Here is a 13083-nt window from a genome sequence, read left to right on the forward strand (position 1 = left end):
CCCCGTCGCCCGCCGCCCCGCACCTGACGCCCCGCCCCGCGCCCGCCCCGCGCCCGTCGCCCACGGCGACAAACCGTGCCGAACCGCCCGGCGCCTACTGGCGCATCATGACCGCGCGGACCATCCCCGGCTCGTCGCGGTCGGCGTGCGGCGCGACGTCGATGGTCACGCTGTGCACGGTCGCGGTGCACACCCCGCCGGGGGACTGGTAATGGTCGATCACCGCAACACCGGTGTCGCGGCCGATATCCAGGGCATCGGTGGTGGCAAACAGGTAGCCGCAGGTGTTGTCGACGCGCTCCTGGCCGACGACGTTGCCGTCGACCAGCAGACGGCCGGTGCCGCCCTTTCCGACGCCGCCGCCGTCGTAGTCGAATTCGTAGCGCAGCGTGTGGGGTCCGGGAGCCAGCGGCTCGGTGCCCCGGACGTAGTAGTACTCGTGGTCGACCCAGTTGTGGCAGTATCCCGGAACACCGTCGTTGAGGTAGATCGTCCAGCCGCCGAATCGGCCGCCCTGGGCGACCACCGCCCCGTTGGGGGCGTCTGCGCCGACGGTGATCTCCGCGGACACCGTGTGCGTGCGGTTCTTGACGTTGGGCACCGTCGACTCCCCCAAATGGGTCGCGCCGGGGTACAGCGTCAGCGACGTGCGCTTGCCCATCAGGTCCGGCCGCCCTGCCGCCACCGGATCCAGGCGCGCGGTCTTGCGGTCGTCGATCGGGAACACCGAATTCTTTGCAGCCTCCGTGAGGAACAGTTCCTGCAGCCGGGCCAGCTCACGGGGCCGTTGGGCGGCTATGTCGTTCGCCTGGCTGTGGTCGTCGGGCGCATACAGCTCCCAATCGTCGTCGGCTAGCGGCGCCAGCTCACCTGTGAGATCCCACGGCACCGAGTGGATGGTGCAGGCCGACCAGCCCTCGTGGTAGATGGCACGGTTCCCGAACAGCTCGAAGTACTGGGTGGTGCGGTGCTCCGGCGCCCCGGCGTCGTCGAAGGTTTTCGTGAAAGACGTTCCATCCATGGGCTTTTGGGCAACTCCATTGACGATCACCGGCTCCGGTAGCCCGGCGGCGGCCAGGATGGTCGGCACGATGTCGATGCAGTGGGTGAATTGCGTGCGCACCTCGCCGCGGACCGCGAACCCGGCGGGCCAGTGCACGACCATGCCGTTGCGGGTGCCGCCCCAGTGCGAAGCGACCTGCTTGGTCCACTGGTACGGGGTGTTCATCGCGTGCGCCCACCCGACCGTGTAATGGTTGAACAGCGTCGGCCCACCGATCTCATCGAACCGCTCCAGCATCTGCGGAATCGTTTCCGGCACGTTGTTGTACTGGGCGAACTCGTTGAGGGTGCCGTCCGGCCCCGCCTCTGCGCTGGCCCCGTTGTCGCCGAGCATCAGGAAGATCAGGGTGTCGTCGAGTACGCCCATCTCCTCCAGCGCGTCGACCACCCGGCCGATCTGCTCGTCGGTGTGGGTGGCGAAGCCCGCGTAGGCCTCCATCATCCGGGCGTGCAGGCGGTGATGGTCGTCGGACAGTGCGTCCCAGGCGGGGATTTCTGCCGGCCGGGCGGACAGTTCACAGTCCGGCGGCACGATGCCCAGCCCCCGCTGGCGTTCCAGGGTGCGTTCCCGGCAGGCGTCCCAGCCGTCGTCGAACTGGCCGTGGTAGGCGTCGATGTAGGAGTCGGACACCTGGTGCGGCGCGTGCGTGGCGCCGAACGACAGGTAGGCGAAGAACGGCTTGTCCGGTGCCATCGTGTCCTGCTCGCGGACATAGGCGATGGTGCGGTCGGTGATGTCGACCGAGAAGTGGTAGTCCGGGTCGTCGGGCGTGGTCGCCGGTATCGTGCCCGCGAACACCGTCGGGTGGTACTGATCGGTCTCGCCGCCGAGGAAGCCGAAGAAGTGCTCGAAACCCTCGCCGGTCGGCCACCGGTCGAACGGGCCGGTGGGGCCGGTTTCCCACACCGGCGTCTGGTGCCATTTGCCGAAGGCGGCGGTGTTGTAGCCGTTGAGCCGGAGCAACTCGGCGATCGGGGCGGCGCTGGGTGGGCGCATCGAGGTATAGCCGGGCCAGCTGGTGGCGAGTTCGGTCAGTATTCCCATGCCGACGCAATGGTGATTGCGCCCGGAAAGCAGCGCCGCCCGCGTCGGGGAACACATCGCGGTGGTGTGAACCGGCTGAACCGCAGGCCGTTGTCGGCGAGCCGCTGCGTCGCGGGCATCCGGCACGGACCGCCGAAGGGTGACGACGCACCGAAACCCATATCGTCGATCAGCACGATCAGCACGTTCGGCGCGCCCTTCGGGGGGCGCACCACGTCGAGGCTCGGGGCGGGGCCCGCGTCGCGGATGTCGGCCGGAGCCGCCGGAGTGTGGACGGGACGGGTGATCGGTAGCGACGCGCGCGAGGGGTCCATGCGTCGAGTACAGCACCCGATATGGGCTCTCGTCAGAACTGTCCGCCGCGGCGGACTCAGCGCGCGCCGCTACCCCCGTGGGCGTACCCCCAACCTCGCACTGTGACTCTTCTCCAATGGCTGTGCCGGTGCACGCACGCGCAGTATCATCGAGCGCGCAGCTGGTTTGCCGGTGGCGTCCCGTGCGCTATCGGCATCAAGTGGCAAACGCTCGGTCAGGTTTGCCGCGAGAGGGAACCCGGTGGGAATCCGGGACTGTCCCGCAGCGGTATGCAGGAACGACAGCCGTCTTTGACGTAGCAAGCACTGGCCCTTCCGGGCCGGGAAGCGACGGCCAGTAGGTGCACCGGCGTCGGTGCGTGCCTGTGAGTCCGAAGACCTGCCGGCTGTACCGGGTACAACGGGTACCCGGTGCGCGTCGCCTCGTGGATTGGGCGGATGGCCATTGCTGGAAATCGGGTGCCTCTCTACGGCGCCGCGGATCGGCTCCAGCGGCTAGACCCCACATCGGGCCGGCGGGCATACCGTCGGATCGAAGGGCGCCTGATGCCGGGTCGAGCAGTTGCCGCGAACCCTGTGGGCGCTGGCTGCATCGAATCGCCTCGCGCCGCCGGCGGGTGTCGATGACCGCCCCGGTGTGGCTGGCGTCGCCGCCCGAGGTGCACTCGGCGCTGCTGAGCAGCGGCCCGGGACCGGCCCCGCTCCTGGCGTCGGCGGCCCAGTGGAGTTCGCTCAGCGCCACTTATGCCGAGGCCGCCGAGGAGGTGTCGGCGCTGGTGGACGGCGTTTTGGCCGAAGCCTGGGAGGGTCCGAGCGCGGCGGCCTACGCCGCGGCCCACGTGCCGTATCTTGCTTGGCTGGTGCAGGCCGGTGCGGACAGTGCGGCCATGGCCGCCGAACAGGAAGCCGCCGCCGCCGCCTACACCGCCGCCCTGGCCGCGATGCCCACCCTGGCGGAGCTGGCCGCCAACCATGCCGTTCACGCAGCGCTGACGGCGACGAACTTCTTCGGCGTCAACACCATCCCGATCGCGCTCAACGAAGCCGACTACGTGCGGATGTGGATCCAGGCCGCCATCGTGATGAGCACCTACCAGGCGGTCTCGGCCGCGGCCGTCGCCGTCGCGCCCCGGATGGGCCCGGCGCCGGTCATCGTCAAGGCCGACTCCGCGCCGGTGGGTACCGCTGCGGCCCAGCCGTCAATCCAAGACCGGTTCGACGAGTTCATGCAGTGGCTGTGGCAGCTGTACACCGCGTTCTACAACAACGTCATCCAACCGATCGTCGAGTGGTTCGCCAACATCCCTTTCCTGCAAACGATGTTTGCCGACATCGACCCCTACCTGCTCACCCTCGGCAATCCGCTCACCTACTTCAGCCCGCTCAACATCGGATTCGCCGTCGGCTACCCGATGGACCTGGCCACCTACATCACCCTGCTGTCGCAGACCTTCGCCTTCATCGGAGCGGATCTCGCCCTAGCGTTCGCGTCGGGCAACCCGGGGACCATCGGGCTGACCATCATGTTCGTCACCGTCGAAGCGATCGGCACGATCATCACCGACACCATCGCGTTGCTGAAGACGACGCTGGAGAGCACGCTGGCGATAACCCTGGCCGTGGTTCCGTTGCTGGCCGCGCCGCTGGCGCCGTTGGCCGCCGGTGCCGTGCTGGTGCCCCTCGGCGCCAAGGGTCTGGCGACGTTGCTGGCCGTACCACCGCCGGTGCCTGCCGCTCCGGCGGTGCCGGCCCCTGCGACGCTGGCCCCGGTAGCTGCGCCCGCAACGCCGAGCCCATCGCCGGCTCCGGTGGAGTCGGTCACCGCGGCGCCCGCGCCCGGGGCGCCACCGTCGCCGCCGCCGACCGCCTCGCCGCCCACGGTGACCGGTGCGGGTGTGGGTGCGCCGATGGATGCCTTCGGCTACCTGGTGGGCGACCTGGGCTCGGTTGCCAAACGGGCGGCCGCCGCCGGTGCTCGCAAGAAGGCACCCGAACCCGACAGCGACGAGGAGCCCGCGATAGCGTCGGCCCCCCAGGAGCCGGCCGATCAACCGCGGCGTCGGAGGGCGAAAGTCACGCGCGCCGCCCGCGGTTACGAGTACGCCGATCTCGATGAGGGGCTGGCTGCGGGGGGCGCCGGGGATGGGCCTGCGGCCGCCGTGACCGGCGCGGGCCGCCGAGCCGGAACCCTGGGGTTTGCCGGTGTCACCAACAGAACAGCCGCGGCAACGGCGGCGGGGTTGATCACGGCGAACGCCGAAGCCGCACCCCGGGTGCCGATGATGCCGAGCACCTGGGAGGCCGGCTCGGCAGCGGGCCCGTCTGAGAACGTGGCCGACAGGGATTCGCGGACGGATCTGGCGTAGGCGGTGTTACGTGTGCCCTGGGGAACGGGCGGTCATGTGCTCAGCAGCCGGCGGCGAACCGGTATGCCCGGCACACCTCGGGAAGCCGTTCGTCACCCAGCCGGCTGATTCGCTTCGCGAACCGTGAACGGTGCAGGGTGAACAGGTTGTCGAAGTTGGCCGCGCACGGGCGCGGCAAACCATCGCTCGCGTCCAAGCCGACTTCGGTGGGAATGCTCCGAATTGTTGGCGTCACCGGAGCGACCAGCAGTGACGTCAGGCGCGACGTGAAGCGCTGCCGCGTCAGGACGAGGACGGGGCGAACCTTGTCGCCGGGTACGTCGGCCCACCACACCTCGCCGCGGTTGACCACCGGGCCGACTACTCCTCCCACGGCACCGCGGTGAGGTCGACCGGGACGGCTCCGGGAAGTCCCTCGTCGGGGTTGGCCTCGAGCCACTGCTTCTCGAGTTCGCGTTCGATGAGAGCCGAGAGCGCTTCATCGAGAAGCTGCGAGATGTTCGACGTCCCGGTCACCTGCTGAGCCTCTCGCAGACGCTCCGGTGTGAGCGTGGCGGAGATCTTGGTCCGGGTAGTCATGACAATTATCCTATGAGTTATCCGTAGAATTTGCGGACGGAATCGGAGGGCTGGAGGCTGGAGGCCGGGGCTGAGGACCGGGGAATTGGGGGACGCGGGGCCCGGGGGGATCGGGGCCCGGGGCACGGGGCCCGGGGCTGGGGGCCGGGGGATCGGAGGCACTGGGACCGAGGGAGTCAGCCCGCGGGTTCCGGGAGCCGGGTTGACGGGAGCCGGCCGGGGGCGTCCAGTGTCGAGATCAGGGGAATCGCATGTCCATGGTCGCCAGGCCGAAGATCTTCTTGCCAGCGGACTTCGCGCCGACCAGCACGACACCGGTGCGGGTGGCCGGGTCCAGCGATTTGATCCGGCCGCTGAACTCGATGTCGGCCCCCTCGGTAGCCGACACGATGACCGGGGCGGACAGCCGCACCGCGTAGCGGGTGACCGCACCGGGGTCGTGCGACCAGGTGGAGACGAACCCGGCACCCAGGCCAAGGGTGAGCATGCCGTGGGCGATCACGTCGGGAAGTCCGGCCAGCTTGGCCAGGTCCTCGTCCCAGTGAATCGGGTTGGCGTCACCGGCGACGCCGGCATAATTCACCAGGTCCCCGCGCGACAGGCGGCAATGATGCACCGGTAGCGCGTCGCCGACCTGCAGCTCGTCGAACGGCGGGGTCCCCGGCGTTCGGGTGCTGCCTCCCTCGGCGATGTGAATGGGGCCGTCGGGCCGGACGGTTTTTTGGTAGTCGGCGTCGGATTCGCCGATCTCCAGGACGTTGAAGTCGTGCATCATGGCGGCCTGAACGGCGGCCTTGGTCGCCGGGTTCACCTCGGAGGCCATGACGCCGACGACGGTGGTGTGCAAAGTGTGCACCCGCTCGCCGGCCCGATCGGTGAAGGTGTTGGTCACGGTGATCAGGTCCCGGCCGGCGACGTGGCGAACCGAGGTCAGCTCGACGTCGATGATCAGCTCGTCACCGGAGACGATCGGGCGGTGCTGTTCGAAGACTTCCTCGGTCTGGACGTAGGTGTCGTAACCGATCACCACCGACTCGAACATCCTGCGGTTGCAGGCCATGCCCGGGACCGAGGTGAACGTCAGCGGCGCCACCAGGCCGGAATATCCCAGCTCGGCGGCGGCGTCGACGTCCCAGTGCGCGGGGTGGTAGTCCTGGACCGCGCGGGCGTATTCGCGCACCTTCTCGCGGCCGACCAGGTAGGTGCGTTCCATCTGGTAGTGGTGGCCGACCCGCGATTCGAGCGTCGACGCTTCTGGTGCAGTCATGAATTTATGCCCGACTTTTCTATCGGCTTGTCGCTGAGGCCGACCAGAGCACACTAACGTGTGGACACCGCACGGCGGGCCGCCGCGGGGCGTCCGTCTGTCGGCGTGGCCGGGCCGTCAACCCCGGACCCGCGCCGCGAGCGTAACGCCACTGTCGTCGCGGCCTCCGAAAATGGCACTGGCGTTACGCTCGCGGGAAGAGGGGTCGGGCGGCCGGTTGCGGCCATCGGAATTGGTGTTTATAACGATTCGGCATTATTTTGCTGGGGTGATCTCCTCAGTATTGCGCGCAGTCGCACGGTCGTTTGCCCCCGCCGCGGCGGTGGCCGCCCTCGTCGGCACGGGTCTGTCAGTCGGGCCCGACGTCGTTTCTTCCGCCCCGGAGATGCGTCTGGTCGACGCGTCGAACCCGCTGGCCGGCCAGCCCTTCTACGTCGACCCGATATCGCTGGCCATGAACGCCGCGCACAGCGCCAACCCGCCCAGCGCACAGCTGACGGTTATCGCCAACACGCCGACGGCGTTCTGGCTGGACCAGGCGTTTCCGGCCGGCTCGGTCGGCGGCCGGGTGGCCAGCTACGCGGGCGCGGCACAGGCCGCCGGCGCCGTGCCGATTTTCGCGCTGTACGGCATCCCGCATCGCGACTGCGGTAGTTACGCCGCGGGCGGCTTCGGCTCGGGTGCCGCCTACCGCGCGTGGATCGACAGCATTTCGGCCGGGCTCGGCGGCTTCCCTGCGGCGATCATCGTCGAACCGGACGCACTCGACATGGCCGACTGCCTGTCCGGCGACCAGCGACAGGAACGCTTCGACCTGATCCACTACGCGGTGGACACGCTGACCCGCGATCCGGCCGCGGCGGTCTACGTCGACGCCGGCCACTCCCGCTGGCTCAGCGCCGAGGAGATCGCCAACCGGCTCAACCAGGCCGGTGTCGGCAATGCCCGCGGCTTCAGCCTCAACGTCTCCAACTTCTTCACCACCGAGGAGGAGACCGGCTACGGCGAGGCGGTATCGGGCATGACCAACGGTGCGCACTACGTCATCGACACCTCGCGCAACGGCGTGGGACCCGCGCCAGACTCGGCGCTGAGCTGGTGCAACCCCGGCGGCCGGGCCCTCGGGACCCCGCCCACCACCGACACCGCCGGCGCCCACGCCGACGCCTACCTGTGGATCAAACGCCCCGGCGAATCCGACGGCTCCTGTAACGGCGGACCGTCGGCCGGCCGCTTCGTCAGCCAGTACGCCATCGACCTGGCCCAGAACGCCGGCCAGTAGGGGCTGCTGCCAGGCCGCGACGGCGCTTGGCGCCCACCTCTCCCGCCGTACCGCGACCGTGACTGCGACCGTGACGGTGGTGTCACTTTCGGTGGTCGCGGTGACTGTGGGGTAACGCTCGGCGGGTGGGCTGTCGGCTGTGACGGTGGTGTCACTTTCGGCGGCCGCGGTGACTGTGGGGTAACGCTCGGCGGGTGGGCTGTCGGCTGCGACATTGGTGTCACTTTCGGTGACTGAGCCGTACAGTCTGTGCATGGACGTCGGCGAGTATCGGACCTATGACGCCTGCGGCCTGGCGAAGTTGGTCGCCGAAAAGCAGGTGACGGCAGCGGAATTGCTCGCGTTGGCCCGGGAGCGCGCGGCCGCGGTGAACCCGCGGATCAACGCCATCGTGCGCGACATCCCCGCCACACCTGAGAATCTGCCCGACGGCCCCTTCTCCGGAGTGCCTTTCCTGATCAAGGATCTCATGCAGGACTACGCCGGGCTGCCCACCTCGCAGGGCTCCCGGTCGCTGATGAAAACGCCCGTCCCTGAGCATGCGACCATCGTGCGACGCTGGATCGACGCCGGCCTGGTCATCTTCGGCAAGACCAACACTCCGGAATTCGGAGCGAAGGGGATCACTGAATCCGACGCCTGGGGCCCGGCCCGCAACCCCTGGAACCTGGACCACACACCGGGAGGATCCTCCGGCGGATCGGCGGCCGCGGTAGCGGCCGGCATCGTTCCCTGTGCCGGCGCCAACGACGGCGGCGGCTCGATCCGTATCCCGGCCGCGTGCTGCGGTCTGGTCGGCCTCAAGCCCGGCCGCGGACTGGTGCCAAACGGACCGGCGGCGGCGGAGCCCATGCACGGAGCCGCCGTGCAGGGGGTCGTCTCCCGCACCGTGCGCGACACGGCGGCGATGCTCGACGTCATCTGCGGCGGTGAGGCCTCCGGCCCCTTCCTGCCCGAGATGCCCGCCGCGTCGTATGCGTCCTGTGTAGGAGCGGATCCGGGAACCCTGCGGATCGGGGTGCGGGTGCCCTCGGCGATCACGCCGAAACCCCACGCCGAAGCGTTCGCCGCCGTCGAGGCGACGATCGCGACGCTGACCGATCGCGGCCATCGGGTCGAGGAACTGCCCGAGGCTCCCTACGATGACGCGGCACTCGCCAGGGACTTCCTGCTCACCTGGTTCGTCACGGTTGCCTGGAACGTTGACACGGCCAAACGACTGACGGGCGCCGGTGACGACGCGTTCGAACGCGACACGCTGATCATGGCCGCACTCGGTCGCGCCACTCGAGGTGTGGATTACGTCGACGCCGTGGAACGTCGGCATCAGCACACGCGCCGGCTGAGCACCTTCTTCGAGTCCTATGACCTGTTGCTGACTCCGGCGCTGGCGACCCCGCCGCCGACGATTCACCAGTTCGATCTACCCAGGAGCCTGCAACGGGCATCGGACGCGCTGATCAAGACCGGCACCGCCCGTCTGCTTCGGCACACCCGGATCGTCGACGACATGGTGGACAAGAACCTCGGCTGGGTGCCCTACACCCAGCTGGCCAATCTGACCGGCCGGCCGGCAATCTCGTTGCCTTTACACTGGACCGCGGACTCACTGCCGCTCGGTGTCCAGTTCGTCGCACCGCTGGGTGGTGAGTCGCTGTTGATCAAGCTGGCTGCCCAGCTCGAAGAATCGATCCCGTGGGCGGGGCGGTTGGCACCGACGTGAACGATAGAACGACGTGAGCGATGCAGCCGTGACGGGTGCGTTCACGCGTTTCGGGGGATCGCGATAGGGGAATTTGGTCATAGTGTTGCAGAGGCCGGCACTGACCAGCGTGCGCAAACTGTGGCGGCAGGGCGATCAATTCGATTGGTTGTCGGGTTACATCGCGGCCCGCGGCGTCAGCGGCGCCACTCGCGCTCTGATTGCGACGATCTCGGCTTCGCTGGTGCTGTGTCTGATCGCGCTGCTGTCCGGTTGGGACGGACCCCGCGGACCGGTACCGGTCGCCATGACCTGGACCGCGATCGGCCTAGGGACGGCGGGGTGCCTGCTGTGGATATGGCGCTGGCCCAGTCGCGCGCAGTCGATTGCGTTCGCGGCGGGATGCAGTATTGCGGTCGCCTTGGCATGCCTGGCCCATCCCAATCCGCTGGCCGCGCTGATCGGGTGTATCGCCTTTGCCACGTTCGGCGCCTACATCGCGTTCTTCCACCGGACGGACTTCGTGCTGTACAACTTCGCGTTGGCCGCCGTGGTCGTGACATACGAGGCGGCGCGGTTGGCCGTCTCGGGGCACCCCTCCCTGGCTGCGGTGGATTTTTGGCTGGTGGTCGAAGTGAACATCGCCCTGCCGTTGGCCATCGGAATCCTGGTCCGGGCATTGGCCGGCGACTTGTTGCGGGCCGACCGTGACCCGCTGACCGGCCTGTTGAACCGACGGGCATTCCTGCACAAGGCCCTGGGGATGATCCTTGCCCGCAAGGGTGAGGATGCTCATCTGATTGTGCTGACGATTGATCTGGATGACTTCAAGAGTCTCAATGACGAACGCGGGCACGCTGCGGGAGACAAAGCCCTGGTGCAGGTCGCCCACGCGCTCCAGACCGCGGTCGACGACCACACCGTGACGGCACGCAGCGGTGGTGAGGAATTCCTGGCGGCCGGCACCTTCCGGGCCTGCGAAGCCGAATCCCTGGCGGCCGGGTTGTGCCGTGCCATCGCAGAGTCGAATGCGGAGGTCACGGCCAGTGTCGGCGCCGCGTGCACCGTCCTGCACAGCGTGCCCCCGGGCGAGCACCAGGAGATGCTGGAGAAGCTGGTCACCGCCTCGGACTCCGCGATGTACCGGGCGAAACGCCTGGGTGGCAACCAGTTCTACGCCGACAGGCGGTGTTGACCGTACTGCCCGCGCCGACAGGGGCCGCCCCATGCGACCGAGTGCCGGCGCGATCGCATGCGTGTGCGACGATCGGAGCTATGACTGACCAGGTCGTCGACCGGATGAATGCGGCGATGGAATCCACCATTCCGGTCGCTGCCCGCATGGGGGTCAAGGTGCTGGAGGCCCGCCGGGGTTTCGCCGCGGCGAGCGTCCCGCTGGAGGGCAACGGCAACCATTTCGGTGTGGTGTACGCCGGTGTTTCGTTCACCGTCGCCGAAGTCCTCGGCGGCATCATCGCGCTGTCCACCTTCGACGTGACCAAATACTTTCCGCTGGTGAAGAACGTCGACATCGCATTCGTCGGCATGGCCACCTCCGATCTGCGGGCCGAGGCGACGATGGACGAGGAGACGATGGCCCGCGTCGATGCTGAAGCCACGGAGAAGGGCAAGGCCGACTACGTACTGGAGGCGGTCGTCACCGACGCCGCCGGCAAGGTCGTCGCCACCACCCGCGGGCTGTATCAGCTGCGCGCCCATAGTCGCTGACGAAGCGGCAGGCGACGCGCGTCGAGCGCCGGGTGCGGGATGCCCGGCGCGGGTGCTGGGGGCGCGGGGACGCGGGGACGCGGGGCGAATCTACTGCGCCGACTTCTCCAGGATGTGCACACCGCAGGCCGACCCGAGTCCGATCACGTGCGCCAGCCCGACCTTGGCGTTCTCGATCTGACGGTCGCCGGCCTCGCCGCGCAGGTGGTGGCAGACCTCCCAGATGTTGGCGATGCCGGTGGCCGCGATCGGGTGCCCCTTGGACTGCAGGCCGCCGGAGACGTTGACCGGCGTGGAGCCGTCACGCCAGGTGGCGCCGGAGTCGAAGAAATCGGCAGCGCCGCCTTCGTCGCACAGCATCAGGTTGTCGTAGTGCACCAGTTCGGCGGTGGCGAAGCAGTCGTGCAGTTCGACCAGATCGAGATCGGCGGGGCCGACGCCGGCCTGCTGGTATGCGGCGGCGGCGGCGTTGCGGGTAAGGGTGTTGACGTTGGGCAGGACCTGACAGCCTTCTTCGTACGGGTCGGTGGTGAGCACCGAAGCCGAGACCTTGACCGCCCGGCGGCGCTGCTGGCGCGACAGCGACTTCAGCGTTTCGCCGTTGCACACCACCGCGGCCGCGGCGCCGTCGCAGTTGGCTGAGCACATCGGCCGGGTGTTGGGGTAGGCGATCATGACGTCGTTCATGATCTGGTCGAGGGTGAACCTCTTCTGGTAGGCGGCCAGCGGGTTCAGTGTCGAGTGCGCGTGGTTCTTCTCGCTGATCTTCGCGAACAGTTCGAAGCTGGTGCCGCCGTATTTGTGGCCGTACTCGGTGCCGATCTGTGCGAACACCCCGGGCATGGCTTCGGTGCCGATCCGCCCGTCGACGGGTGCGACGGCCCCGTAGCGGCCCGCCGGCTCCCAGACGTCGGCGTCGCGTTTCTTCCTCCCGCCGGCCCCGAGAAGCCCGGCGCCGGAGAGCTTCTCCACGCCGACGGCCATGCCGTAGGCGGCCTCGCCGGCTTTGACGGCCATGATGGCGGTTCGCAGCGCGGTGGCGCCGGTGGCGCAGGCGTTGGCCACGTTGTATACCGGGATGCCAGTCTGACCGATCTGCTTCTGCAGCTGCTGGCCGATACCGGCGTTGGCCGCCATCAGGTTGCCGGCGGCGAGAACCCCGACGTCGGCCATGGTCAGCCCGGCGTCGGCCAGCGCGCCGGTGGCAGCCTGGGCGGCCAGATCCACGGTGTCCAGGTCGGGGTGCTTGCCGAACTTGGTCATGGTGATCCCGAGGATCCAGATGTCGTCGTGGGCGCCCATCGCAGCTGCTCCTTCGTCGGTCGGTTGCCGGTGGTCTATACGGGTTCGAACCCGAAGCCGACGGCCTGGGTGCCTTGGGAATCGGTGCCGACGCAGTAGGTGGCCAATCGAACCTTCATGCCGTCGCGAACGTGTTCGGGGTCGGGTTCGACGTTGATCACGTTGGCGCGGACCTGGGTTCCTGCGCAGTCGACCACCGAGGCAACGAATGGGACCGGGATCCCCGGTGCGGCGAAAGCGACGATCGTGAAGGCCCGGACCGTCCCCTCGGCGGCGATCCGGACGGGTCTGAATTCCGTGCCGAAACAACCGGCGCAGGCATTGCGGCGGTCGAAGAACCGGGCGCCGCAGCGGGTGCACTCCCGAGCGACGAGGTGCGGGTCGCCGTCGTCGAGCCTCAGGTAGTCGACCAGGGGAATCCGGCGGGCCATGGCAA

10 protein-coding genes, 1 pseudogene and 1 riboswitch are annotated in these 13083 nt (G+C 68.6%); of the genes and pseudogenes, 5 read left to right on the top strand and 6 right to left on the bottom strand.

The window, feature by feature from the left end; translation table 11 throughout:
* Positions 1-94: 94 nt before the first annotated feature.
* Positions 95-2421: pseudogene (locus ACK5M9_RS08545) on the bottom strand (arylsulfatase).
* A gap of 195 nt (positions 2422-2616) precedes the next feature.
* Positions 2617-2823: riboswitch (cobalamin riboswitch) on the top strand.
* 221 nt (positions 2824-3044) lie between these two features.
* On the opposite strand from ACK5M9_RS08545, the gene ACK5M9_RS08550 reads away from it, so the two are divergent.
* Positions 3045-4787, top strand: a complete 1743-nt coding sequence (locus ACK5M9_RS08550; protein ID WP_416892741.1) for a PPE domain-containing protein — start codon at positions 3045-3047, stop codon at positions 4785-4787.
* Between the two features lie 40 nt (positions 4788-4827).
* Here the strand turns inward: ACK5M9_RS08550 and ACK5M9_RS08555 are convergent, their stop codons facing one another.
* The 3 genes from ACK5M9_RS08555 to ACK5M9_RS08565 form a co-directional block, all read right to left on the bottom strand.
* On the bottom strand, positions 4828-5160 hold the full coding sequence (locus tag ACK5M9_RS08555; RefSeq protein WP_416892742.1) for a type II toxin-antitoxin system PemK/MazF family toxin: 333 nt from the start codon (positions 5158-5160) through the stop codon (positions 4828-4830).
* Positions 5148-5366, bottom strand: a complete 219-nt coding sequence (locus tag ACK5M9_RS08560) for a type II toxin-antitoxin system CcdA family antitoxin (protein WP_416892743.1) — start codon at positions 5364-5366, stop codon at positions 5148-5150. Before ACK5M9_RS08560 ends, ACK5M9_RS08555 begins: the two co-directional genes overlap by 13 nt.
* Positions 5367-5604: 238 nt before the next feature.
* Positions 5605-6633 (bottom strand): fused (3R)-hydroxyacyl-ACP dehydratase subunits HadA/HadB, encoded by a 1029-nt coding sequence (locus ACK5M9_RS08565; RefSeq protein WP_416892744.1) that lies wholly within the window; start codon positions 6631-6633, stop codon positions 5605-5607.
* Positions 6634-6901: 268 nt separating this feature from the next.
* Here ACK5M9_RS08565 and ACK5M9_RS08570 point away from each other — a divergent pair, with 268 nt between their 5' ends.
* From ACK5M9_RS08570 to ACK5M9_RS08585, 4 genes are all read left to right on the top strand, one after another.
* A complete protein-coding gene (locus tag ACK5M9_RS08570; protein WP_416892745.1) occupies positions 6902-7915 on the top strand; it encodes a glycoside hydrolase family 6 protein in 1014 nt (337 codons plus the stop codon).
* Between the two features lie 253 nt (positions 7916-8168).
* Positions 8169-9638 carry an amidase gene (locus tag ACK5M9_RS08575; protein ID WP_416892746.1) on the top strand — a complete coding sequence of 490 codons (1470 nt, stop codon included), beginning with the start codon at positions 8169-8171 and terminating at the stop codon, positions 9636-9638.
* A gap of 82 nt (positions 9639-9720) precedes the next feature.
* Positions 9721-10812 (top strand): diguanylate cyclase domain-containing protein, encoded by a 1092-nt coding sequence (locus ACK5M9_RS08580; protein ID WP_416892747.1) that lies wholly within the window; start codon positions 9721-9723, stop codon positions 10810-10812.
* Positions 10813-10892: 80 nt separating this feature from the next.
* Entirely contained in the window at positions 10893-11345 is a 453-nt protein-coding gene (locus ACK5M9_RS08585) for a PaaI family thioesterase (protein WP_416892748.1), read from the top strand.
* A gap of 90 nt (positions 11346-11435) precedes the next feature.
* On the opposite strand, the gene ACK5M9_RS08590 is transcribed toward ACK5M9_RS08585, so the two are convergent.
* Positions 11436-12647 carry a thiolase family protein gene (locus tag ACK5M9_RS08590; protein WP_416892749.1) on the bottom strand — a complete coding sequence of 404 codons (1212 nt, stop codon included), beginning with the start codon at positions 12645-12647 and terminating at the stop codon, positions 11436-11438.
* Between the two features lie 35 nt (positions 12648-12682).
* Positions 12683-13078: a Zn-ribbon domain-containing OB-fold protein gene (locus ACK5M9_RS08595; RefSeq protein WP_416892750.1), complete on the bottom strand. Its 396-nt coding sequence runs from the start codon at positions 13076-13078 to the stop codon at positions 12683-12685.
* Positions 13079-13083: the final 5 nt, after the last annotated feature.

It is taken from the genome of Mycobacterium sp. (assembly GCF_047975165.1).
Taxonomy (GTDB): Bacteria; Actinomycetota; Actinomycetes; order Mycobacteriales; family Mycobacteriaceae; genus Mycobacterium.